Source organism: Oligella urethralis DSM 7531 (assembly GCF_000372065.1).
GTDB classification, from domain to species: Bacteria; Pseudomonadota; Gammaproteobacteria; order Burkholderiales; family Burkholderiaceae_B; genus Oligella; species Oligella urethralis.
The window spans coordinates 130,844-152,622 of sequence record NZ_AQVB01000004.1 but is presented as its reverse complement, the minus strand read 5'-3'; the positions used below and the strand labels follow the sequence as shown (position 1 = coordinate 152,622).

Annotated in this window: 25 protein-coding genes; 15 read left to right on the top strand and 10 right to left on the bottom strand. The window is 45.5% G+C overall.

Annotated features, from left to right (window positions below; translation table 11 throughout):
• Window positions 1-12 precede the first annotated feature (12 nt).
• From A3GA_RS0104060 to fdhD, 5 genes are all read left to right on the top strand, one after another.
• Complete coding sequence (locus tag A3GA_RS0104060; protein ID WP_476739071.1) at window positions 13-735, top strand: RNA-guided endonuclease InsQ/TnpB family protein; 723 nt, start codon at window positions 13-15, stop codon at window positions 733-735.
• Between the two features lie 49 nt (window positions 736-784).
• Window positions 785-1,273, top strand: a complete 489-nt coding sequence (gene moaC / locus A3GA_RS0104055) for a cyclic pyranopterin monophosphate synthase MoaC (protein WP_018026113.1) — start codon at window positions 785-787, stop codon at window positions 1,271-1,273.
• Window positions 1,274-1,419: 146 nt separating this feature from the next.
• Window positions 1,420-2,337: a formate dehydrogenase subunit beta gene (gene fdxH / locus A3GA_RS0104050; protein WP_018026112.1), complete on the top strand. Its 918-nt coding sequence runs from the start codon at window positions 1,420-1,422 to the stop codon at window positions 2,335-2,337.
• A 2-nt stretch (window positions 2,338-2,339) separates the two neighbouring features.
• A complete protein-coding gene (locus A3GA_RS0104045; RefSeq protein WP_018026111.1) occupies window positions 2,340-3,008 on the top strand; it encodes a formate dehydrogenase subunit gamma in 669 nt (222 codons plus the stop codon).
• Window positions 3,009-3,022: 14 nt separating this feature from the next.
• The gene (fdhD, locus tag A3GA_RS11285; protein WP_040614034.1) at window positions 3,023-3,820 is read left to right on the top strand and encodes a formate dehydrogenase accessory sulfurtransferase FdhD; all 798 of its coding nucleotides are present in this window, start codon (window positions 3,023-3,025) and stop codon (window positions 3,818-3,820) included.
• Window positions 3,821-3,838: 18 nt separating this feature from the next.
• Here the strand turns inward: fdhD and A3GA_RS0104035 are convergent, their stop codons facing one another.
• The 6 genes from A3GA_RS0104035 to A3GA_RS0104010 all read right to left on the bottom strand — a co-directional run bounded on the left by A3GA_RS0104035 (window position 3,839) and on the right by A3GA_RS0104010 (window position 7,985).
• On the bottom strand, window positions 3,839-5,050 hold the full coding sequence (locus A3GA_RS0104035; protein WP_018026109.1) for a molybdopterin molybdotransferase MoeA: 1,212 nt from the start codon (window positions 5,048-5,050) through the stop codon (window positions 3,839-3,841).
• Between the two features lie 9 nt (window positions 5,051-5,059).
• Complete coding sequence (mobA, locus tag A3GA_RS0104030; RefSeq protein ID WP_018026108.1) at window positions 5,060-5,674, bottom strand: molybdenum cofactor guanylyltransferase MobA; 615 nt, start codon at window positions 5,672-5,674, stop codon at window positions 5,060-5,062.
• Window positions 5,659-6,117, bottom strand: coding sequence for a molybdenum cofactor biosynthesis protein MoaE (locus A3GA_RS0104025; RefSeq protein WP_018026107.1), 459 nt, complete (start codon window positions 6,115-6,117; stop codon window positions 5,659-5,661). The genes mobA and A3GA_RS0104025 overlap by 16 nt, the downstream gene beginning before the upstream one ends.
• 1 nt (window position 6,118) lies before the next feature.
• Window positions 6,119-6,370, bottom strand: a complete 252-nt coding sequence (locus tag A3GA_RS0104020; RefSeq protein ID WP_018026106.1) for a MoaD/ThiS family protein — start codon at window positions 6,368-6,370, stop codon at window positions 6,119-6,121.
• A gap of 29 nt (window positions 6,371-6,399) precedes the next feature.
• Window positions 6,400-7,089, bottom strand: coding sequence for a glutathione binding-like protein (locus A3GA_RS0104015; protein ID WP_018026105.1), 690 nt, complete (start codon window positions 7,087-7,089; stop codon window positions 6,400-6,402).
• Between the two features lie 191 nt (window positions 7,090-7,280).
• Complete coding sequence (locus tag A3GA_RS0104010; protein WP_018026104.1) at window positions 7,281-7,985, bottom strand: M23 family metallopeptidase; 705 nt, start codon at window positions 7,983-7,985, stop codon at window positions 7,281-7,283.
• A gap of 99 nt (window positions 7,986-8,084) precedes the next feature.
• Between A3GA_RS0104010 and A3GA_RS0104005 the strand changes: the two genes are divergently transcribed.
• From A3GA_RS0104005 to A3GA_RS0103995, 3 genes are read left to right on the top strand one after another with little or no spacing between them, the layout of a single operon-like run.
• On the top strand, window positions 8,085-8,486 hold the full coding sequence (locus A3GA_RS0104005; RefSeq protein WP_018026103.1) for a hypothetical protein: 402 nt from the start codon (window positions 8,085-8,087) through the stop codon (window positions 8,484-8,486).
• On the top strand, window positions 8,479-8,853 hold the full coding sequence (locus A3GA_RS0104000; protein WP_018026102.1) for a hypothetical protein: 375 nt from the start codon (window positions 8,479-8,481) through the stop codon (window positions 8,851-8,853). The genes A3GA_RS0104005 and A3GA_RS0104000 overlap by 8 nt, the downstream gene beginning before the upstream one ends.
• Before the next feature lie 19 nt (window positions 8,854-8,872).
• Window positions 8,873-9,886 carry a Bug family tripartite tricarboxylate transporter substrate binding protein gene (locus tag A3GA_RS0103995; protein ID WP_018026101.1) on the top strand — a complete coding sequence of 338 codons (1,014 nt, stop codon included), beginning with the start codon at window positions 8,873-8,875 and terminating at the stop codon, window positions 9,884-9,886.
• Between the two features lie 18 nt (window positions 9,887-9,904).
• On the opposite strand, the gene A3GA_RS0103990 is transcribed toward A3GA_RS0103995, so the two are convergent.
• The gene (locus A3GA_RS0103990; protein WP_018026100.1) at window positions 9,905-10,690 is read right to left on the bottom strand and encodes an SDR family oxidoreductase; all 786 of its coding nucleotides are present in this window, start codon (window positions 10,688-10,690) and stop codon (window positions 9,905-9,907) included.
• A gap of 83 nt (window positions 10,691-10,773) precedes the next feature.
• Here A3GA_RS0103990 and A3GA_RS0103985 point away from each other — a divergent pair, with 83 nt between their 5' ends.
• From A3GA_RS0103985 to A3GA_RS0103955, 7 genes are read left to right on the top strand one after another with little or no spacing between them, the layout of a single operon-like run.
• A complete protein-coding gene (locus A3GA_RS0103985) occupies window positions 10,774-12,147 on the top strand; it encodes an anti-sigma factor domain-containing protein (RefSeq protein ID WP_018026099.1) in 1,374 nt (457 codons plus the stop codon).
• Between the two features lie 12 nt (window positions 12,148-12,159).
• The gene (locus A3GA_RS0103980) at window positions 12,160-15,108 is read left to right on the top strand and encodes a monovalent cation/H+ antiporter subunit A (RefSeq protein ID WP_018026098.1); all 2,949 of its coding nucleotides are present in this window, start codon (window positions 12,160-12,162) and stop codon (window positions 15,106-15,108) included.
• A gap of 17 nt (window positions 15,109-15,125) precedes the next feature.
• Window positions 15,126-15,470, top strand: coding sequence for a Na+/H+ antiporter subunit C (locus tag A3GA_RS0103975; RefSeq protein ID WP_018026097.1), 345 nt, complete (start codon window positions 15,126-15,128; stop codon window positions 15,468-15,470).
• Window positions 15,467-17,089 (top strand): monovalent cation/H+ antiporter subunit D, encoded by a 1,623-nt coding sequence (locus tag A3GA_RS0103970; RefSeq protein ID WP_018026096.1) that lies wholly within the window; start codon window positions 15,467-15,469, stop codon window positions 17,087-17,089. Before A3GA_RS0103975 ends, A3GA_RS0103970 begins: the two co-directional genes overlap by 4 nt.
• 1 nt (window position 17,090) lies before the next feature.
• Window positions 17,091-17,582: a Na+/H+ antiporter subunit E gene (locus A3GA_RS0103965; protein WP_018026095.1), complete on the top strand. Its 492-nt coding sequence runs from the start codon at window positions 17,091-17,093 to the stop codon at window positions 17,580-17,582.
• A complete protein-coding gene (locus A3GA_RS0103960; RefSeq protein ID WP_018026094.1) occupies window positions 17,582-17,860 on the top strand; it encodes a K+/H+ antiporter subunit F in 279 nt (92 codons plus the stop codon). The genes A3GA_RS0103965 and A3GA_RS0103960 overlap by 1 nt, the downstream gene beginning before the upstream one ends.
• Entirely contained in the window at window positions 17,857-18,183 is a 327-nt protein-coding gene (locus tag A3GA_RS0103955; RefSeq protein ID WP_018026093.1) for a monovalent cation/H(+) antiporter subunit G, read from the top strand. Before A3GA_RS0103960 ends, A3GA_RS0103955 begins: the two co-directional genes overlap by 4 nt.
• Window positions 18,184-18,192: 9 nt before the next feature.
• On the opposite strand, the gene A3GA_RS0103950 is transcribed toward A3GA_RS0103955, so the two are convergent.
• The 3 genes from A3GA_RS0103950 to A3GA_RS0103940 form a co-directional block, all read right to left on the bottom strand.
• The gene (locus tag A3GA_RS0103950; RefSeq protein ID WP_018026092.1) at window positions 18,193-19,128 is read right to left on the bottom strand and encodes a LysR substrate-binding domain-containing protein; all 936 of its coding nucleotides are present in this window, start codon (window positions 19,126-19,128) and stop codon (window positions 18,193-18,195) included.
• Between the two features lie 38 nt (window positions 19,129-19,166).
• On the bottom strand, window positions 19,167-21,272 hold the full coding sequence (recG, locus tag A3GA_RS0103945) for an ATP-dependent DNA helicase RecG (RefSeq protein WP_018026091.1): 2,106 nt from the start codon (window positions 21,270-21,272) through the stop codon (window positions 19,167-19,169).
• Between the two features lie 84 nt (window positions 21,273-21,356).
• Entirely contained in the window at window positions 21,357-21,749 is a 393-nt protein-coding gene (locus A3GA_RS0103940) for a Rid family detoxifying hydrolase (RefSeq protein WP_018026090.1), read from the bottom strand.
• Between the last annotated feature and the right edge of the window lie 30 nt (window positions 21,750-21,779).

Here is a 21,779-nt window from a genome sequence, read left to right as displayed (position 1 = left end):
TTAAAAAGCACCTTGCAGCTAAGCCTAGGCAAAGGCAATCAGCTCATGATTGATCTGTGGGATAGTTATAACTTAAGCTTGTACAGCATCAACACACTAGAGATTGTGCAAGATAGCCGTGGGCGTTGGTATGCGTGTNTCACAGTAAAAGACTTCCCTAAGAAAACGTGTGGTACAGGTAAAATCGGGATTGATTTAGGGTTAAGTTCGGCAGCGGTGGCATCCAATGGTGATACCTTAGAAANGAAACAAACACAGNAGTGGGCTAAGCCCTTAGCNATTGCACAACGTGCAAGGAATAAAAAGCGAGTTAAGGCGATTCATNCNAAGATAAAAAACACTCGACAACATATGATTCATCAATTCACCACTAAGCTAGTGAAAGAGAACGCTTTGATTGTGGTGGGTGATGTAGCGAGTAATCAATTTAACAGTAAGAAATCAANACTAGCCAAGTCCGTCTATGACGCTGCTTGGTTTGAAATCAAACGGCAATTGACTTATAAATGCGAGCACGCAGGTTGCCGTTTTGAAGTCGTATCAGAACGATACACTACCCAAACGTGTTCGTGCTGTGGCAGTCGTGACAGCAGTCCGAAAGGTAGAGCAGGTTTGCGAATAAGAGAATGGACGTGTGCGCAGTGTGGCACAAGGCATGATCGAGATATCAACGCCAGTCGGAACATTCTTGCGGTCGGTCTTGGCCGTCTGGAAGCAGGAATCCCATCCCTTTAGGGAGGGGAGGAAGTCAAAATGAAGCTAAACTAAGAGGAGCATAGCATTTATGTCAGCAAAAAAACTTACGCATTTTAATGAAGACGGTCAAGCACATATGGTCGATGTCGGCACCAAAGACAGCAGCAAACGTCAAGCGGTGGCCGCTGGCGCCATTGTGATGAATCAGGTGGCTTATGATTTACTTGCCTCTGGTCAAAGTAAAAAGGGCGATGTCTTAGGCATTGCCCGTATTGCGGCAATTCAGGCTGCTAAGCAAACAGCTCAGCTCATTCCTTTATGCCATCCCTTAGCCCTAACCCATATTAATGTAGATTTCCAGCTATTTCCCGAGGCCCGCAAAGCGAGCATTGAAGTGACGGTAGAAACCATTGGTAAAACAGGCGTGGAGATGGAAGCGCTGACCGCTGCGAGTGTCGGTTTACTCACGGTTTACGATATGTTAAAGGCGGTTGATAAAGGCATGGTCATTGAACAGCTGCAGTTACTTAAAAAAAGTGGTGGTAAATCGGGTGATTACGTCCGACGAGCTGATTAGCTTTTTTTTAGGGTATCACTTAGCTTACATTTTTATCCACAAGGAGTATAATGTAGGCGTTATACGTGTTATACGCGAGCTTTATGTAATTGCTGCTCGCTAAGCAGCAATTATCTAAGTGTTTAATTTTTTTTAGGAGATATGTGATGGCGCTTCAATCACTGGATATTAAGCGTCGCTCAGCGACGTCGACAGTCACGCCACCACCTCAAGTTCGCAAGCCTGTGGTAGAAGTTGCTAAGCTGATTGACACGACTACCTGTATTGGCTGTAAAGCCTGTCAAGTTGCCTGTTCCGAGTGGAATGATTTACGCGATGAAGTCGGCACTAACGTCGGTGTCTATGACAACCCAGCTGACCTCACCCCAAAAAGTTGGACGGTGATGCGCTATAGCGAAACTGAGGAATTCGGTAAGCTTGAGTGGCTAATTCGTAAGGATGGCTGTATGCACTGTGCGGACCCAGGTTGTTTAAAGGCCTGTCCTTCGCCGGGCGCAATTATTCAATACGCTAACGGTATCGTGGATTTCCATCAGGAGAACTGTATTGGTTGTGGTTACTGTGTAGCCGGTTGTCCTTTCAATATTCCACGCGTTTCTAAAGAGGATAATAAGGCCTATAAGTGCTCTTTATGTTCTGATCGTGTTGCTGTCGGTCAGGAGCCCTCCTGTGTTAAGACCTGTCCTACGGGTGCCATTCGCTTCGGTTCCAAAGAGGCGATGAAGACATTTGCCGAGGACCGTATCCAGGATCTTAATCGTCGTGGCTTTAAAAATGCCGGTCTTTATGACCCTGAGGGAGTAGGCGGTACGCATGTGATGTATGTTCTACATCACGCTGATAGGCCAGATTTATATAGTGGCTTACCTACTGATCCTAAGATCAGCTCAAGCGTCCAAATCTGGAAGGGCATCTTAAAGCCATTAGCCACCGTTGGTATTGCGGCAGCCGGTTTTCTAGGTTGGTTGCACTACATTACGATTGGTCCTAGCCGCACCGATGAGGATCGGGCTGAGGTAATCAATAAGGACGGTGATGTTCTACCTAGCGAAGAGGAGGCATAAGCATGACTCAGCATATTAAAATCAATGAACCCGTGATTCAGCGATACCGCAAGGTAGAGCGTGTTAATCACTGGGTTACTGCCGGCTGCTTTGTGTTACTGGCCATTTCAGGTTTAGCCTTTTTCTATCCTGCTTTCTTCTGGCTTACCGGTATTTTTGGTACACCCCAATTAGCTCGCATGTTACACCCATGGATTGGCGTGGTCATGTTTATTAGTTTCATGATCATGTTCTTCCGCTACTTCAGCCATAACTTTTTAAATAAAGAGGATGTGAAGTGGCTGACCTCGGTGGGTGATGTATTGCGCGGTCGAGCTGTGGGTGATGTTGGCAAGTACAACGCTGGTCAAAAGGCCATGTTCTGGTTAATGAGCAGCTGTATGCTAGTTTTGCTCATTACTGGTTTGTTAGCGTGGCATGCCTATTTTGGTCAGGTGGTACCAATCCCAGTTAAGCGTATCGCTCTGTTGCTACATGCTGCTGCTGCCTTAGTATTAATTGCCGGTATTATTGTGCACGTGTATGCCGCTATTTGGGTTAGAGGCACGATTCGCGCCATGGTTGAAGGCGTAGTGTCTCAGGCTTGGGCGCGTACGCATCACCCCCGTTGGTATCGTGAGGTGATGGCCAAGCGTGATGAAAAGGCCAAAACCACTAATACCACGGTGTAGTTCATTTTTGCTTGATGAATCCTTTATCAAAAGCATCTGTCTGGCGTCTTGAGCATGGTGTTATCACACCCACTCAAGACGTTCTTATTCAGGAGACTCCAGTATCACTCGTATACAATGGGGTCTCACATATTGTCTTGATGGCGACACCCGCCGACCTGGAGGCGCTAGCCTTAGGCTTTAGCTTAAGTGAGGGGATTATTAAACGTCCTTCACAGCTTTATGATGTACAGCTCTACGAAACTGAGCAAGGCATCATTGTGGATATGGAAATAGCCACCGCCGCTTTTGTCGAGTTAAAGCATCGGCGCCGTAATCTTCAAGGACGTACGGGCTGTGGCCTATGCGGGATTGAAAATTTAGCAGCGGTAAAGCCTGAAATTGCCCAAATTAGCCATCATGTCGACCTGACTGCCGAGGCGATTAAAAAGGCCTTAATCCAATTTGATGAGATGCAACCTTTGCGTGAATCTACGGGTTCCGTACATGCTGCAGCGTGGGCTACGCAAAGCGGTGAGATTCAACTGAGTTTTGAGGATGTGGGACGTCATAATGCCCTTGATAAATTGATCGGTTATGCGATGAAGCATCAGCTTCCGTGGGAAGAGGGGTTTGTGGTAGTTTCTAGTCGAGCCAGCTATGAGATGGTTTTAAAATCCGCCTTAAGTGGTATTTCCTGCTTGGTCGCCGTATCCGCACCTACCCAGTTTGCTGTTAACTTAGCCAAAGAGGCCGGTTTAACCTTAATCGGTTTTGCCCGACCCCAACGTCAGGTGATTTATCATGGGGCAGAGCATGTGTTCACTGAGTGACGCTCTGCCTCAGCTAAGCTAGTCCAAGGCCCCTGCGAGTGGATAGACATTGAGTAGCTGTGCAGTCTTAACATCCGCTTGTGGGGGAATTTCAACCAAGACATCGCCATAGGAAATGCCGGAGAGCATATGTGAGTCTTGCGTACTTAATAACTCCACCCAAAGGCCTTCCTCATTATTAACTAGGCGGCCTCGTCTAAAATCCCTTCTGATACTTTTATTTTGACTGATATCAAATGCAGCTTTGGCCTTAAAGCTAAATGGCTTTGCTTTGTCAATGCTGACGCCAGCAATACGCTTCATAGCAGGCAACGCCAGTAGTAGGGTAGTGGCATAACTCGCTACCGGATTACCGGGTAGTAAAAACACTTTGGTATTAGTCCCTACCTTACCCCAGCCAAATGGCTTACCCGGTTTAATTGCTAATTTCCAATGCTCAATTTCACCTAATTCCTCAAGCGCTTGCTTTAAATAGTCTTTTTCACCAACGGATGCGCCACCGGTAAAAATCAATACATCTTGGGTGCTCGCTGCCTCACTGATACGGGTTTTAAGCGTCTCCAGTTTATCCTCAATGGCACCACCGCTGCTAATCTCTAAAAAACGGTAGCGCTTTAAAAAGCTTAATAACATCGGTCGATTAGAATCATAGATTTGATTGATGGCTAAGGCTTGTCCCAAGGGTGTTAATTCATCGCCCGTAGAAAATACCGTTAGTTTCAGTTTAGCAAAGCAGGGCACTGTAGCATAACCCTGGCTTGCTAATAAGCCAATGGCCGCCGGCGTGATAGCCCGATTTGCATCAAGTAATACCTCACCTTGTTGTAGCTCCTCGCCCATATAGCGAATGTTTTTTCCTGCGGCAAAGGCTTCTTTAATACTGATACGATCGCCGTTGCGCTCCACCAGTTCCTGCTGAATCACGGAGTCACAATGCTTAGGCATGCCTGCACCAGTCAAAATACGTACGGCTTGCCCAGGCTTTAAGTCGAACTGTGCACTTTCATCGCCGGCAGCAATGGTCCCAATCACTTCCCATGTTAAGCGTTGCATATCATTTACTGCATAGCCGTCCATGGCGCTATTATCAAATTGCGGTGCGGGATACTGAACTAATAGATCCTTGGCTAATATGCGACCCACGGCCTGTTCTAAGGGCACTTCCTCAATGTCTTGCGTGCTTAGGGCATTGCTTAGTAGATCATTTAAGGCGTCATAATAGTCTCTCATGCTTATCCTTTATACTTGGTAGCCAGCTAATAGGCTGGGCTCATTAATATTTGTAAATTGCTGATGATTGCTAAATTGGATAGTGCCATAATCACAGCTGCGAATAAAGCCCATCACTCGGTTTTGCTTCGCGGGATCATCTAAGTAGGTCTTAAGTGGCTGCAAAATACGTCGTCTGCATTGCATAATCACAGGATGCACTTTATCATCGGTCGCCGCAACGACTAAATCTTTATCAGGATGACTTTCTAAGTATTGATAAAAAAGCCACGCTAAATTATTTGGTAAGTATGGGCTATCACAGGGCAAAATCTGTATCAACTCAATATCTTCTGCCAACTGCGTGATGCCACTATAGATGCCTGCTAAGGGACCGCGCTGCTGATAAGGCGCAAGGTCGGCGACCACCGGGTAACCGAAGGCTTGATATTGCTCATGAGCCGCATTGGCGCTGATCATAATATGCTCTGTATAAGGGCTTATTTTATCTAGCATATGCTCAATCAAAGGGCGTTGATTTAAGCTCAACAAGCCCTTTTGTTGATAGCCCATCCGCCGTCCTAAGCCGCCAGCTAAGATAACTGCGGCCAAGGAGGGGAGCGGGGTGCTTAAGCCTGCCAGCATGCGGTATGCTCTAAATCCGACTGCTTCATCTCAACCCAGTGCGAGCTGCCGTCAACAAAATGCTCCTTTTTCCAAAAGGGGGCATGGGTTTTAAGATAGTCCATAATAAATTCATTAGCCTGATAGGCGGCCTTTCGATGCTCACTCGCCGTCAACACTAACACAATATTTTCATTAACTGCAATGCGTCCGACCCGATGGATCACGCGCACATAGTGAATTGGCCATTGTGCCTTAGCTTGTAGAATGATTTTTTCTATCTCTTTTTCAGTCACTCCGGGAAAGTATTCTAAAAATAAATGGCTCAGCGCTTTGTCATGGTCATGCCCACGTACTTTGCCCGTAAAGCTAACCATGGCGCCCGTATTGGATACACTGGACTCAAGCGCTTGAAGTTCCTGCTGCAGACAAAAATCCTGCTCCTGAATGCTGATGCGATGCATACTAGCCTCCAGTTACTGGCGGTAAAATAGCTACCTCGGCATCAGGCGCCACCTGCGCTTGGAAATCATGCACAATCTCTTGATTTACTGCCACTTTATAAACATTGGCTGGGGAGAGGGTGGATTGCCATGGCTCACCGCGGCCACGTAAAACGTTTAAAAGCTCATCAACCGTACCACCAGCCCAATCGATGCGCTCATTGCTCACATCGAGCTCCTCTCGTAGCTTAGCCATATAATGAATCTGTAGCATAATAAACTCAATACTTCCTTTTTAAACTATTATTTTTTACCGTATAGATGCTTTTTCGCTTCATCCGTCATGGGCTTGCCTTGATCTGGATTGTATTGAGGAATTAAGGCATAGGCAGCAATCGTCGCTGGACGCTCGGCAATGCGTTTAATCCATGCTTGAATATGTGGGTAGTCATTTAAATCCACATCTTGACGCTCAGCATACAGTGCCCAAGGATAGCAAGCCATATCAGCAATGGTGTAATCATCACCGATGATAAAGTCTTTACCTGCTAATTGCTTATTTAGTACACCATATAAACGACGTGATTCATTGACATAGCGATTAATGGCATAGGGGATTTTCTCATCAGCGTATTGATTAAAATGATGATTTTGACCGAGCATTGGACCAAAACCACCCATTTGCCAATATAGCCATTGTAAAGCTTGGTAGCGTTTCGGTCCTGATTTAGCTAAAAATAAACCCGTCTTATCGGCTAAATACTCTAAAATAGCACCCGACTCAAAAATAGCCAGCGGCTCACCGCCACCAATAGGATCCTGATCCACAATGGCTGGAATACGATTATTCGGTGCAATTTTTAAGAAATCTGGATCAAATTGATCACCTTTGCCGATATTAATCGGATGTACCGTATATGGTAGACCAGCTTCTTCTAAGAATAAGGTGATTTTATGACCATTTGGTGTCGTCCAATAATAGAAATCAATCATTTAAATCTCCAATAGCAATAATTGCTTTAAATGCATTCTGACTATTGTAGCAAATAAGCCCTAGGCTAAGAATAAGCTCCATATAAAATTCGCATAATGTATATTATGTAAAGTACGATATTTATAACGTGATAAAGATAAATGCACTGAACTAGCTATCATGTTTGAAACTCATACGACTACCCCGAAACTTATTTAAGAATGGTACGAACACGACCATTTGCCTGTCGATTAACACGACCACCCTGTATTTTAGGGCTACTGTCATTATTTAATACCAATAAATGATCACTGCCACTTTCACCCGTTAATGGATTAAGTGATAAACCGTTTTTGCGAATTTCAAAATGCAAATGTGGTCCGGTAGATAAACCGGTATTACCTGTATAGGCGACGATATCACCCTGATTCACCCAATCTCCGATATTGACCTTGAATTTATCTAAATGGGCATAGACCGTACGATAAGTGGAATTATGCTTAATCACTAGTAAATTGCCATAGCCTCCCTGATAACCGGCAAAAACAACCTTGCCATGCTCAGCTGCTTTTACCTCAGTGCCGATGGGTACGGCATAATCAATACCAGTATGCATGCGTGGCGTCTGGGCAATAGGATGCATACGCCAACCATAATGAGATGATATGCGCCCGCCTGCTACCGGCTTTTTGATAATACTTTCAAAACGAATATCTTCGCGATAGGCGGCGCCACAGGCTGCACTACGACAAGCGCCTTTAAACGCCACATCACTATCAAGCTGTGGTAGCGGACCTAAATCCGTGTCCACATCCGTCGCCACCCCAGACTGCGCTGCGGCTACACTACAGACGAGTGTAAAAACGATGCTGATGAAGGCTTTAAAAGGAATAAAATGATGTAAGTGGTGGCGCATATAAAGAAATAAAGCACATAAAGTGTGCTGTGGTTAGCTGCATCTCAAGCTTAAGTATATTAAACTATGGCTACGATAGACAAGGCGATTTACACTCTTATGCAATTTAACCCCTTAAAAATCATAGCGTTACTCATCAGTCCCCTGATTTTATCCGCTTGTACTCAGCAACCCTACCCACAATCGGTGAAAAATGATTTACTCGCCATGTGTATGGAGGGTATTATGTCCGGTCAGACACCGGTGTTGGATGAAAATCACCAAAAAGAGAATATTGCTAAAAATTTGGAACTGTGCGAGTTCCGGCTCAGCCACTTTGTTAAAAAGGTCAATTATGAGGATTATGCACGTTATCAGCTACATTTATATCAAAGCTTTGAACGTGCGTTTAGGCAAAAGTATGTTTTAAGTGATGTTTATAATAATCTTTCGGACAATGATCAACGCGTATTTGAACAAATCTCCAAAATCATGCTTGGGTTAGGCGATAAAGATGAATAAGACCTTTAAAATCAAGGCCCTAAAGGCGCTAATCCTCTCTTGTTTAAGTCTTTCTTGGAACTCATCTGTATTAGCAGAAGTCAGTGAGGACAGCTATAGCGATCAGGATCGACACAAAGCGATTATTATGTGTATGACCGTACAGTATGTGCAGCTTTATCAAGAGCACCCTGCCGAAGAAGATGCGATGACGACATGTAATGCTCGCTATCAGCGCTTGATGCAAGAAATTCCCTATGCCCATTATAAGCAATGGTTGCTTGATACGCCCTACAGCCCCTACCCAAGTCCTGAAACCTCAGCGCTCTTAGATCAGTATCATCGTATTATGCTGGGTTTAGATGAGGCTACCCTACTGATTAATTAATTGATAATCTGGAAATTGTATGAAAAACAAACTTTTTACCTCCTTTTTTACTAAATTTTTTGGCGCTACGCTAGTTGCTACGGCTGTTGGTGTTGCTAGCACGGGGACTGCCATGGCCCAAACTCAAGCCGAGGCGCAATGGCCCAATAAGGAGCTAAAACTCATTGTGCCATTTGGTGCTGGCTCAACCCCAGATCAAATTGCGCGTGTGGTTGCAAATGAGGCCTCTAAAAGCCTTAATCAGCCCATTATTATTGAAAATCGACCGGGTGCTGGCGGTAATATCGGTACCGCTGCAATTGCTAAGGCTAAGCCAGATGGCTATACCTTTGGTATTAGCATTAACGGCCCCTTGGTGTATAACCAATTTCTCTACAAAAACCTAAGTTTCGATCCAAATAAGGATCTATACCCGTTGACCTTGGCCGTGACTCAGCCTAATGTGATTGCAGTGACGGCTGAGAGTGGTATTGAGACCCTAGCGCAATTGGTGGAGGAACTTAAGCAGAAGCCAGATAGCATGAATTTTGCCATTCCTGGCACCGGCTCAGGTTCACATTTAAGCCAAGAGCTGCTTTTACAAACCGTAGGCGCTAAGGCGCAAGCGATTCCTTACAACTCCTCACCACAAGCCTTAAACTCCTTGGTCGCCGGTGATACCCAATTTACTGCCTTAGCCCCCATTGCGCTCGTGCCATTAGCAAAAGACGGTCGTTTAACCTTATTGGCACAAACTGGTGCTGAGCGCATTGAGGCTTTGGCCGATGTGCCAACGATTAAGGAAAGTGGTGTGGCTGATATTGTTGGTGCGGCATGGTCAGGCTTTGTTATTTCCAATAAAGTGCCTCAAGCGATTAAGCAAAAACTACAACAGGCCTTAGTTGATGCTTTAAATCAAGAAGAAGTGGTTAAAACATTGAGAGCACAATATATGGAACCTACTCCATCGACGCCCGAAGAGTTTAAAGCCTACATGGAGGAGGAAAAGAATCGTTGGGAGCCTTTAATTAAAAGCCTCAACTTATCGCTATAATCCCCATCTTAGTTAGTACTAAAAACTTGCGCTGAAGCCGCCGTCAATGGTTAGAATTTGACCATTGATGTAGGAAGCGGCTTCAGATGCAAAAAACACCGCCGCCCCTGCCAGTTCCTCCGGTTTACCCCAACGCTTCAATGGTACCCGCTGCACATGAGAGGCCTTTTCCTCCGGCGTGCGCATCATGGACAGATTTCTCTCGGTTTCAAAAAATCCGGGCGCAATACCATTACTGGTAATACTATGGCTAGCATACTGTACGGCTAAACTTCTCACCAAACCCTCCAAGCCCATTTTCGTGACGGGATACACAGAATCCCCGGCCCGAGCTAGACGCCCCGCAATCGATGAAATGCTAATGATACGCCCCCACTGCTGCTCCATCATAAGCTCGGCCACTTGCTGTGATAAATAAATCGCGGCCGTGAGATTTTGCTGCACAAGGGACACAATTTCATCCCGTTTAAAGTCTTGAAGCGATTTTCTTATACGCGCACCTATATTATTGATTAAAATATCACAGGTAGCATAATTGCTTTTAATTTCTAGGATTGCCTTATCAATTGCGTCGAAATCGCTAAGATCTGCGCATAAGTAGTGGAGTTGTATGCCCTGCTCTGCCGCCTGCTGTTGCAGCGTGATTAATTTTGCTTTATCACGGCCGTTGATAATTACCTCGGCGCCACTACGCGCCAGGGCCATCGCCATTGCGAGACCAAGGCCACTGGAGGAACCGGAAACTAAAGCGATTTTATTATTCAGCTTAAAGTTGTTTAAAAATGAGTTTCGTATCTCAGGCATATGAGTTGACTCTCTACTATAATATTTTTAGTTCAAACAGCTTATTAAGTTTAGCTCTTAAGATTCAGTACTAAGCGTAACATATGAAAGCAGACAAAAATAGCGCCCAATATCTTGAAAAATTACTCACAGCAATTGCAAAAAAGCAGAAAAATGCACTGCAACAGCTGTTTGATTCAGAAGCTGAATCGATGATGGCGCTAGCCCGTCAATCATTACTACAAGAGCAATCAGCTCAACAGGTATTACTAAAAACTTTTTTGACCATTTGGGAAAATGCGGATAGTTATGCACCTGAGATTGGCTCTGCCCGAGGTTGGATTTATAGTATTTTACGCTTTCAAATTCGTGAGTATTACCAGACGCACTATCAAAGTCATGCCTTAGCCCTTGCCAAAGAGCCCGCCTTTAAGCCCTTGGGCATGGCTGAGATCCAACAGCAGTTACACCCGCATATAAAGCCTGAGGAGTCGCTGCATTTCTATTTTGAGCAACTCACTGAGGAGCAGCAGAGCTCCTTATTGACGGTATATTTAAGTCCCGACACGCAGCCTGTCGCCGCCACCCGTATGGGCATATCCTTGGCTCGTATCAAAGAGGATATCAGCATCGGCTTACACCATCTGGCACGCTCCTTTCCCCATTTGCCACAGCATGAGGAGGGACTCATCTTAGGAGAGTATGTGCTAGGTGGCATGAGTGATAGTGATCTCAACCGGGTTTATGACATTCTTAATAAAAACGTCGATAGTACGCGTATTATCTTGCTGTGGGAGGAGCTATTTACCGAGTTTATTGCCCAATTGCAGCCCTGCTCGCTGAACCCTAGTTTATGGCGCTCCTTAAATGATAAGCTTAAGCAACTGCATCATCAACAAAAAGAGCAGGAACGTAAGCAATACGATAGTAGCTATGAAGGTGAGCGTGAGCCGCTAGATCAGGAACTTGCGGACAAAGCTAAGGCGCTGGCTAAAGAGGGTAAAAGAATGCCACTTTCCCTACGTTTGCATTTCCTCTGGCGCTCCATTAAGTTTTGGCAGGCGCTTGGTCTAGCCTCATTGTTAGTTGCTTTAGCGGTTTTGTTATGGCCCAGTTCTGGTAATACGCTACGTTGGGTAGCCGTACTGACGGATCGTTCAGCCACCCCTTCGGTTGCTTGGGTGCTTAAAGTGACGGCAAATGGCAAGGCATCGATTACCCCTAGCTATCAGCAAATCGGGCAGTCCGGTTTTGATTTGCAGTTATGGAGTAGCACTGATAATGGTCAAACCATGCGTGCTATTGCGCTCTTAGATGCTTCTGGCGTTAATCGAATTGACGCGTCTCGCCTCAATGAATTACAGCCAAATCAACGTTTTTATATCAGTCTTGAGCCTAAAGGTGGTTCAAGTGCCAATAAACCCAGCGGCAGCATTCTTTTCCAAGGTTCAGCTGTTGATTTAGATTCCAAATCCTAGGACAGTTGACCTATGTACTTAGCCGGCATTGTTTTACTCCCCTTTTTAGCTAGTTTAATTGCGGCAATATTGCCGGATGATACACGCAACCGAGAGGCGTGGTTATCCGGTATCACTGCCCTCCTCTGTTTAAGCTTAGTCCTTTTAAAAAGCCCCGACATCATGAACGGCACGGTGATTGTGGAGCGTTATCACTGGATCCCAGCCCTGGATTTAGTCTTTACTTTCCGCATGGACGGCTTTTCTTTTGTTTTTGCCTTGCTAGTTTCGGCGATGGGTGCATTAATTTCGCTCTATGCCCGCTACTATATGGACCCGGCCGATCCTCGTCCACGCTTTTATGCCTTTTTTATGATTTTTATGGGCGCTATGCTGGGCTTAGTACTATCTGGCAATGTGATTCAAATGGTGATTTTCTGGGAACTGACCAGTATGGCTTCCTTTATGCTAATCGCCTATTGGTTCCATCGGGTCGATGCTCGTCGAGGCGCAAGAATTTCCTTTACTGTGACAGCAAGTGGTGGCTTTGCCCTATTAGCCGCTGTACTGATGATAGGTTACGTGGTCGGAAGCTATGATTTAGAAACAATTTTAAGCTCCGGTGATGTATTACGTAACAGTGCCTATTATCCAGCGATTGTGATTTGCTTTGCACTTGGTTGCTTAACGAAAAGTGCGCAATTTCCCTTTCACTTCTGGTTACCTAATGCGATGGCGGCACCGACACCGGTGTCGGCTTATTTGCATTCCGCTACGCTGGTTAAGGTGGGGGTGTTTGCCTTAGCTCGTTTTTGGGAGGTGCTTTCAGGTACTGATTTATGGTTTTATCTGATTAGTGGTGCTGGACTTATATCCTTTGTTATCGGTGCCTACAATGCCTTTTTCCAAAAGGATATGAAGGGTATTTTGGCCTATTCGACCATTAGTCATTTAGGTTTGATTTGTACCTTATTAGGGATGAATAGCCGTCTTGCTTTGGTGGTGGCTATTTTCCATATGCTTAATCATGCGACCTTTAAAGCCTCACTCTTTATGGCAGCAGGGATTGTGGATCATGAAACGGGTACGCGTGATATCACGATTTTAAATGGTCTCCGCAAAGCCATGCCGGTGACGGCTTTATTAGCAGCCGTAGCAGCGGCCGCCATGGCCGGGGTGCCCTTACTAAATGGCTTTATTTCAAAAGAGATGTTTTTCTCGGAAACCTTGTTTGCCGAAGCCTCTTTATCTAATCCCTACTTCTTACCCATTATGGCAGTGATAGGCAGTATTTTAAGTGTGGCCTATTCCTATCGCTTTATTGTTAGCGTGTTTTTTGGTGAGCCCCATTTTGAATCACTCCCTAAAAAACCGCACGATCCTTATAAGTGGATGTTAGTGCCTAGTGCGATTTTGGTTTTTCTCTGTGTGTTAGTGGGTGTATTACCGCAGCATACCATTGGTCCGCTTTTAAGCACGGCAGTATCGGGGGTGTTGGGACCTAATCACGGTGTTGAGTACGATTTGGCCGTATGGCACGGTTTTAATATTCCCTTATTAATGAGTGTATTGGCCATGGTTGGGGGGATTTGTCTGGCCCTGATTATGCACCGATCCTTATTGGCCTATCCGGATGTGACGCCATTTACCGAACGATTCGAGGGGCGTCGTATCTTTGATAAGATCATGGATTATGTGGATATTTTCGCCTTTTACACCGTGCGCTGGGCTTCTTCGGAACGTATGCAGATTCAACTAGTACTGGTTGTGTTAATTAGTATTGTGGTAGCCACCTTACCATTGATGGGGCGTTACGATATACCCAGCCCCGATCTAGCCGATATTAATTGGTTATTTTTTGCCTTGTGGATCGTTGGCTGTATGGGTGCTATTCTGACTGCTTATCATGCCCAATATAATCGCTTTAGAGCCATTATTTTTTCAAGTGCCACTGGGATTGTGGTGGTCGTGACCTTTGCCTGGCTATCGGCCCCGGATTTGGCCTTAACCCAATTAGTGGTTGAAGTGGTTACCTGCGTGTTACTGCTTTTAGGTTTGCGCTGGTTGCCTGAACCTAAGAAAACGCCGAATGAGCTGGATGAGGATCCGGTGCTGGCCTTAAGACGCCGGCGCGATTTAATCATTGCCTTAACGGCCGGTATCGGCATGAGTTTATTAGCCTACTTCCTGATGATGCGCTCTAATAATCGCAATGATATTGGCGATATCATTTTAATCAAATCCGTGCCTGAGGGGCATGGTACCAATGCGGTCAATGTGACTTTAGTCGACTTCCGTGGCTTTGACACCTTTGGCGAAATTACGGTATTAGGGATTGTGGCGTTAACCGTATATGCGCTGTTACGACGCTTTAGACCACCTCAGGAAATGTTGCATGCACTGGACAGCGTGCGTGAGGAGCTGACAACGGATTTACGCCGGATTAAGGAGGATGGTAAGCTGCCCAAAGGTACCATGCTGGTACCGAATGTGATTGGTCGTTTACTGATGCCCATCACTAGTTTGATTGCTTTTTACTTTTTCTTCCGTGGTCATAACTTACCGGGTGGTGGCTTTGTCGGTGGCTTAATTTTTGCGACCGGTGTGATTACCCAATTTATTATTAGCGGTATGTTGTGGGTAGAGTCTAAATCCCGCATTCGTCCCCAAAACTGGTTAGCGGTGGGTTTACTGTTAGCCGGGGGTGCTGGGGTCTTGCCAATGCTCTATGGTTTGCCTTTCCTATCGGCCATGGTGTGGGAGCCGGTACTGCCCTTTTATGGAAAATTACATTTTTCTACGGTGTTACTCTTTGATTTAGGTGTATTTGCCCTGGTCGTAGGTACCACGACCTATATGTTGGTTGCCTTAGCACACCAATCATTACGCTATTATCGTAAAAATATTCAAGCCGATCTACAACTGGATCAAAGCTTAAGCCCTACGGCTAAAAAGCTCGCAAAATCCATTAATAAAAATTAATTTAAGGAATTCACACTATGGAAATTGTCTTTGCCTTAGCCATCGGTATACTGACCGGTTCCGGTGTTTGGTTGATTCTGCGTTCCAGAACCTTTCAGGTGATTATGGGCTTGTTAATACTGAGTTATGCGGTGAATCTTTTTATCTTTGGCGGTGGTTTATTAAATGTGGGGATGCCTCCGATTATTCACGGTGCAGCGGTAGTGAATCCCGAAGACTATGCCAACCCCATTCCGCAGGCTCTCGTCCTTACTGCCATTGTGATTGGTTTTGCTACCACCGCTTTATTTCTAGTTTTATTATTAGCGCAGCGCGGTCTTACTAATACCGACCATGTTGATGGTGCGGAGAGCGATGAATGAGTAGTTTTTTAATGCATTTACCCATTCTGCCCATTATTATTCCCCTCTTTGCTGGGGGGCTAATGATTTTGCTCAAAGAGAAAAGGCGCAAGCTAAATACCTTTATTTCCTTTGCTTCAGTGCTGGCGCAATTAGCGGTGGCGATTGAATTATTACTCTATACCAGTAGTTTTTTAGAGGTTGAATGGACTAATAATATCGCTGTCTATTTATTAGGTAATTGGCAAGCGCCCATCGGTATTGTCTTGGTGGCCGACCAATTAGCAGCGTTAATGCTCTGCTTAACAGCCTTTTTAGGTTTAACTTCGCTTAGCTTTTCGACCGCACTATGGAACCGTGTCGGGATCCATTTCTATCCGCTGTTACAGTTTATTTTGATGGGTTTAAATGGCGCCTTTCTGACCGGTGATTTATTTAATCTATTTGTGTTTTTTGAGGTCTTTTTAGCCGCATCCTACGGTCTTTTATTGCATGGCTCTGGCTCCCAACGCGTCAGTTCCGGCATGTTGTATATCACCATCAATATGGTGGGAGCTTCCTTATTATTAATCGGTATTTCAATGATTTACTCGATTACCGGCACCCTTAATTTTGCAGAAATTGCGGCTAAAGCGGGTGCTTTGGATGCCGAAGATCGCTTGTTGTTTGAAACCGCCTGTTCGATTTTAGGAGTGGCTTTTTTAATTAAAGCTGCTGCTTGGCCGCTTAACTTTTGGCTAGCTAATGCCTATGCCGTCGCTAGTGCACCCGTGGCTGCGATGTTTGCGGTGATGACTAAGGTCGGTATTTATGCCCTCTTACGCGTCGGTTCACTCTTACTGCCTTCCGGTGCACCCGCCGCCTTTGGTGGTGAGTGGATGTTTTATATCGGGATTGCGACCTTAGCGTTTGGTGCGCTTGGGGTGCTAGCCGAAAAGCAAATTGGTCGTTTAGTTGGCTACAGTGTGATTTTGTCTTCTGGCGTATTACTTTCTGCCCTAGGCATGCCGGGCGTCTCAATGACCGGCCCCTCACTGTACTACCTTGTTAGTTCGGTGCTTGCTTCGAGCGCCCTATTTTTAATGGTGGAATTAATTAATCGCATCGATCATTACGAAAGTGCCTTACTTTCCGTCAGTATGGAGGCCTTTGGTTTAAATGAGGAGGAGGACAGTGACTATAGTGCACAGGTCATTGGTTTTACCGTGCCGAGTGCCTTTGCCTTTTTGGGGATTGCCTATATTATTGCGGCCTTGGTCATTATTGGACTCCCCCCTTTGTCTGGATTTATCGGTAAAATCGCCCTACTTTCCAATGTATTAAAGCTTAATAACTATGAAATCTCTGCGATTCATACGTGGTTATTATTGAGCTTTTTGATTTTGTCGGGGCTGGCTGCCTTAATTTCCTATATGCGTACCGGCATGTTGACGTTTTGGGTGCCAGAACGGGTCAATCGACCTAAGCTGAGTTTTAGAGAAGCCGCACCCATTGTTTTACTCTTAAGTGGCTGTGTTTTAATCAGTATTTTTGCCAATCCAGTCATGGAGTTAATGAATAATATCGCTTTATCATTGGATGAGCCCTTTTTGTATATTCATGCCGTGATGCAACAACAAGCACTCCAAGGAGCCCATTAATATGCGCAGTTTATTTTTCTGGATTCCGATGACCATGGCGCTTTTTGTGGCGTGGATTATGCTAACCGGTAGCCTATCCTTGGGTCAATTGACGCTGGGGTTTGTGCTCTCCTTCAGTTTGATTCTGTTATCAACACGACTGCGACCTGATCGGGCCTATCCACGCCGCATTGGTGCCATGATTAAGCTCTTTTTTATCGTGCTAAAGGATATTTACCTGTCAAATCTCTACGTGATGCGCTTAACCCTCAAAGCCAGACCAGATAAACAACCAGTCGCCGGTTTTGTTAATATTCCTTTAAGCCTTAGAGATCCGCATGCCATCGCATTATTGGCTTGTATTATTAATTATGTACCCGGCACGGTTTGGAGTGGTTTAACTGAAAATGGTTATATCCTACGCTTACACGTGTTTGGTTTGGTGTCTGAAGAAGAGTGGCACCACACGGTTCAACAACGTTATGAGCCTTTGTTGATGGAGATTTTTGAATAATGGGTCTACTAAATTTTGCCTGCTATTTTGCCATTGCCTGCTATAGCCTTTCTAATGTACTGACCCTCTATCGTGCTATTAAGGGTCCTACGCCGCAGGATCGTGTGCTGAGTGCTGATGTCACCTACACCAATTGCATGCTCTTGGTGTTTACCTTGGGTATTTTATTTAGAACGCCTTGGTACTATGATATCGGTCTGTTAATTGCCCTATTAGGTTTTGTGACCACGGCTGCCATGGCTAAGTTTTTACTGCGTGGTGAGGTGATTGAGCCATGACACATGACATCCCTTTATGGATAGAAATTACGGCCTCTATTCTGATCATATTAAGTGGCATCATTACCCTGATTGGTAATATCGGCTTGGTGAATCTATTGTATTTCAGAAAGCGTATTCATGCGCCTACCCTCGGTAATAGCTTGGGTCTTTGGTTTTTGATGGTGGCCTCAATGCTCATTTCCTATGTGCTTGGCGACAGGCGCTTTTTCCATGAAATGTTGGTGGTGATTTTTATTTTTATGACCTCCCCTATTTCATGGACACTTTTGATGCGCTCTTATGTGCTAACACAAGCACGACAAGATACTGAGGATCTGTAACTTGTCGTACTATGATGCTGCGTGCATATCAAACGGTAAGTTTGCTTTTTCAACCGCTTCAGTCAAGGCTCTAATCGCTGCTTGGCGGGTATAGCTCTTACGCCAAACCAGGACGATTTCTCTGGAGGGCGCAGGCTCTTCAATCGGGATATACTTAATCCTATTCTGACGTTTTGCATACTCATCACAGCATATGGCGCTTTCTGGCAAGAGGGTAATACCAAGGCCAGATGCGACCATATGGCGAATTGTCTCCAGGGAGGAACCTTCAAAGGAGCGTTGCATACCATCAATGGATGAGGAAAAAGGCGACATCTCCGGACAAGCCTCTAGTACTTGATCTCTAAAGCAATGACCATTACCCAGTAATAACATGGTCTCGTCCTTAAGCTCATCGATATGAATACGCTTGAGATTGGCCCACGGGTGATTAGCAGGCACGGCCAGAATAAATTTTTCCTCATACAAACTAAGAAAATCCAAACCGCTGTCAGGTACGGGTGCGGCCATAATGGCACAATCAATTTCCCCTTGACGCAGCATTTCCACTAAGCGCACGGTGAAACTTTCTTGCAATACCAAGGGCATATTAGGATTTAACTGCATATGAACGGGCATCAGATACGGCAATAAATAAGGCCCTACGGTATGAATTACACCCACCTTGAGCGGACCGGTTAAGGGATCATGACCTTGGCGAGCAATTTCTTTAATTTCGGAACTGGCCTCTAACACCTTGCGCGCTTGATTAATAATTTGCATACCAATCGCCGTGATGCCGACTTCAGTGCCACCGCGTTCAAAAATCAGCACGCCTAATTCATCTTCCAATTTTTTAATGGCCACCGATAAGGTGGGCTGACTCACATAGCACGTTTCTGCCGCACGTCCGAAATGACGCTCGCGCGCAACGGCCACAATATATCGTAATTCTGTTAACGTCATACATTTTCAACCTATAGACTCAAGCGCCTGAAGCGCTGTTAAGAGCGTAAATAATCCGCACTCATACCCACCCAGCGTTGCTGATGTGCTAGCGCTGTGGGCAAATCCTGTTGTACCAGCTCCACGGCGAAGGCTTTAGTCGCTTCTACAATCGCTACATCCTCGTCGATATTAATAAAACGAGTTAGGCTAGTGCCCGATTGCTTCAAACCTAAAAACTCTCCTGGGCCACGCTGTTCTAAATCGCGTCGAGCAATTTCAAACCCATCATTTGTTTCATACATGGCTTTAAGGCGAAGCTTGGCTGTTTCCGATAAGGGTTGCTGATAAAGTAATAAACAAATGGCCTTGTCCTGACCTCGTCCGACCCGACCTCGTAGCTGGTGCAATTGAGCCAAACCAAAACGCTCGGCATGCTCAATCACCATAATATTGGCATTAGGCACATCCACCCCAACTTCAATCACGGTGGTCGCTACCAATACATCGATGTTATGCTGTTGAAAATCCTGCATAATACGATTTTTCTCTTCGCTTTTTAGGCGACCGTGCACTAAGCCCACCCGAATACCTACTAATTCAGCAGCTAAACGCGCATAGGTTTCTTCCGCTGTCTGCAATTGTAAAGCTTCACTTTCTTCCACCAACGGGCAAACCCAATATACCTGCTTAGCTTCATGACAGGCATTTGCTATCAAGGTGATTAACTCATCCCGTCGTTTATTATCCAGTAGCTTAGTTTCTACCGGCTGTCGCCCAGGTGGTAATTCATCAATCACAGAGACATCAAGGTCAGATAAAAAGGTCATCGCCAAGCTACGAGGAATCGGCGTAGCACTCATATTTAATTGGTGCGGATAGATGATGGACTCGGCATCTACAGTCCCCGGTCTCGGTACTGTAGCGCTGTCTGCTTGAGGGTGAGCTTCATTGATTAAGCCCTTTTCGCTAAGGCTTAAACGCTGACCTACACCAAAGCGATGCTGTTCGTCCACTATCACTAAAGCCAATTGATGAAAGTTAACATCCTTTTGAATTAAGGCTTGGGTGCCAACAATGAACTGCGCTGTGCCATTGGCAATGGATCCATAGGCTTCACGCTTATCCTTTGCTTTCATACTGCCACTAAGCCATACAACGGCTACCCCCGTAGCCTCAAACCATGCTTGGATTTTGCGAAAGTGTTGCTCTGCTAATAGCTCGGTCGGTGCCATTAAGGCAACTTGCAGCCCCTGCTCCAAGGCAAAAGTCGACGCTAAGGCCGCCACAATGGTTTTACCACTGCCCACATCCCCCTGAATAAGGCGATGCATAGGAAAGGCTCGACTCAGATCGTTTTCAATCTCAGCCAAGACGCGCTCTTGGGCAGCGGTTAATGAATAAGAAAAACGCGCTAGCACCTGCTGATATAAAGGACCTTTGAGGCTTGAAAGTGCATGTGCCTTCAAGGCACTACGCCGCTGACGCGCTAAATACATGGCGATTTGTTGGGCCAGCATTTCATCAAATTTTAAACGCTCCCAGGCTGGGTGATAGCGTAGCTGCAACGATTCAATCGCTGTCCCTAAAGGGGGTTCATGTAACAACTGCAAGGCCTGATTAATTTCCATTAAATCAAAACGCTCACGGATGTCAGCTGACAAAGTGTCTTCCAAGACGCAACTTTTTAAGTGCTTATGGATAGCTGCGCTAAGTACCTCTTGGCTAAGACCCTCGGTCGTAGGATAAATAGGGACTAAATTGTTTTTTAAGCTCTCCCCTGCTTTTAATAATTTAGGATGCACCATTTCTAAGCCCCATTGATAGCTGCCGCGCACCTCGCCACGAATGCGAAGAAGTCCTTTTTTTTCAAGGGCAGCTTTTTGGCTGGGGTAAAAATGCAACCAACGCAGTTGGATGCTACCGCTTTGATCCTTAAACAGCGCCGTTAATTGGCGGCGTCCATGGTGCACTACCCGTACTGAGCTGATGGTACCCTCAAGCTGCGCATGCATCCCAGGGGTTAATTCTGCTATCTTATGAATACGACTATGATCCTCATAGCGTAAAGGCATGTGCAAAACAAAGTCCATCGGCTCCACCAAGCCGAGCTTGTGCAGTTTTTGCTCGGTGGCGCTTAGGCGGGACTTGTTACTGGGGGTCATGCTGAGGTGCTTTCCTATGCTGAATAAAGGCACTTAGTAAAACGCATGTTAGCGTAGCAAGCACCTCTATGTGCTCGGTGGCAACTACTTGTTGAGCGCTAGCACAGCGTCAATTTCGAATTGCGCCCCCTTGGGTAAAGCGGACACTTCAATGGTAGAGCGCGCAGGATATGGCTCGGGAAATAACTCCTGCATCACACTATTGGCAATACCGAAATTATTTAGGTCAGTTAGATAAAGACCAACACGTAGAATATCCTCCATGCTAGCACCCGCCGCTTCAATCACAGCGCTTAAATTGCTCATGGCCTGTCTTACCTGCTCTTCAAACTGTGCTGACACTAATTCACCCGTTTCCGGATTTAGACCTAACTGGCCAGAAATAAAGACGATAGAATTTGCACTGCTGCTAACTGCTTGCGAGTATGGACCGAGTGCGGCTGGGGCTTTATCCGTAAATACGACTTCTTTACTCATAGGAGTTCCTATAGCTGTGTTAAAAATAAG

Coding starts and splice junctions, on each gene's coding strand:
- A3GA_RS0104035 (WP_018026109.1), bottom strand. CDS start 5,050: ATGAGAGACTATTATGACGCCTTAAATGATCTACTAAGCAATGCCCTA.
- moaC (WP_018026113.1), top strand. CDS start 785: ATGTCAGCAAAAAAACTTACGCATTTTAATGAAGACGGTCAAGCACAT.
- A3GA_RS0104010 (WP_018026104.1), bottom strand. CDS start 7,985: ATGCGCCACCACTTACATCATTTTATTCCTTTTAAAGCCTTCATCAGC.
- A3GA_RS0103970 (WP_018026096.1), top strand. CDS start 15,467: ATGAGTAGTTTTTTAATGCATTTACCCATTCTGCCCATTATTATTCCC.
- A3GA_RS0103990 (WP_018026100.1), bottom strand. CDS start 10,690: ATGCCTGAGATACGAAACTCATTTTTAAACAACTTTAAGCTGAATAAT.
- A3GA_RS0104005 (WP_018026103.1), top strand. CDS start 8,085: ATGCAATTTAACCCCTTAAAAATCATAGCGTTACTCATCAGTCCCCTG.
- A3GA_RS0104020 (WP_018026106.1), bottom strand. CDS start 6,370: ATGCTACAGATTCATTATATGGCTAAGCTACGAGAGGAGCTCGATGTG.
- fdxH (WP_018026112.1), top strand. CDS start 1,420: ATGGCGCTTCAATCACTGGATATTAAGCGTCGCTCAGCGACGTCGACA.
- A3GA_RS0103960 (WP_018026094.1), top strand. CDS start 17,582: ATGGGTCTACTAAATTTTGCCTGCTATTTTGCCATTGCCTGCTATAGC.
- A3GA_RS0104045 (WP_018026111.1), top strand. CDS start 2,340: ATGACTCAGCATATTAAAATCAATGAACCCGTGATTCAGCGATACCGC.
- A3GA_RS0103995 (WP_018026101.1), top strand. CDS start 8,873: ATGAAAAACAAACTTTTTACCTCCTTTTTTACTAAATTTTTTGGCGCT.
- A3GA_RS0104000 (WP_018026102.1), top strand. CDS start 8,479: ATGAATAAGACCTTTAAAATCAAGGCCCTAAAGGCGCTAATCCTCTCT.
- A3GA_RS0103955 (WP_018026093.1), top strand. CDS start 17,857: ATGACACATGACATCCCTTTATGGATAGAAATTACGGCCTCTATTCTG.
- mobA (WP_018026108.1), bottom strand. CDS start 5,674: ATGCTGGCAGGCTTAAGCACCCCGCTCCCCTCCTTGGCCGCAGTTATC.
- A3GA_RS0103975 (WP_018026097.1), top strand. CDS start 15,126: ATGGAAATTGTCTTTGCCTTAGCCATCGGTATACTGACCGGTTCCGGT.
- A3GA_RS0103950 (WP_018026092.1), bottom strand. CDS start 19,128: ATGACGTTAACAGAATTACGATATATTGTGGCCGTTGCGCGCGAGCGT.
- A3GA_RS0103980 (WP_018026098.1), top strand. CDS start 12,160: ATGTACTTAGCCGGCATTGTTTTACTCCCCTTTTTAGCTAGTTTAATT.
- A3GA_RS0104025 (WP_018026107.1), bottom strand. CDS start 6,117: ATGCATCGCATCAGCATTCAGGAGCAGGATTTTTGTCTGCAGCAGGAA.
- A3GA_RS0104015 (WP_018026105.1), bottom strand. CDS start 7,089: ATGATTGATTTCTATTATTGGACGACACCAAATGGTCATAAAATCACC.
- A3GA_RS0103965 (WP_018026095.1), top strand. CDS start 17,091: ATGCGCAGTTTATTTTTCTGGATTCCGATGACCATGGCGCTTTTTGTG.
- recG (WP_018026091.1), bottom strand. CDS start 21,272: ATGACCCCCAGTAACAAGTCCCGCCTAAGCGCCACCGAGCAAAAACTG.
- A3GA_RS0103985 (WP_018026099.1), top strand. CDS start 10,774: ATGAAAGCAGACAAAAATAGCGCCCAATATCTTGAAAAATTACTCACA.
- fdhD (WP_040614034.1), top strand. CDS start 3,023: ATGAATCCTTTATCAAAAGCATCTGTCTGGCGTCTTGAGCATGGTGTT.
- A3GA_RS0103940 (WP_018026090.1), bottom strand. CDS start 21,749: ATGAGTAAAGAAGTCGTATTTACGGATAAAGCCCCAGCCGCACTCGGT.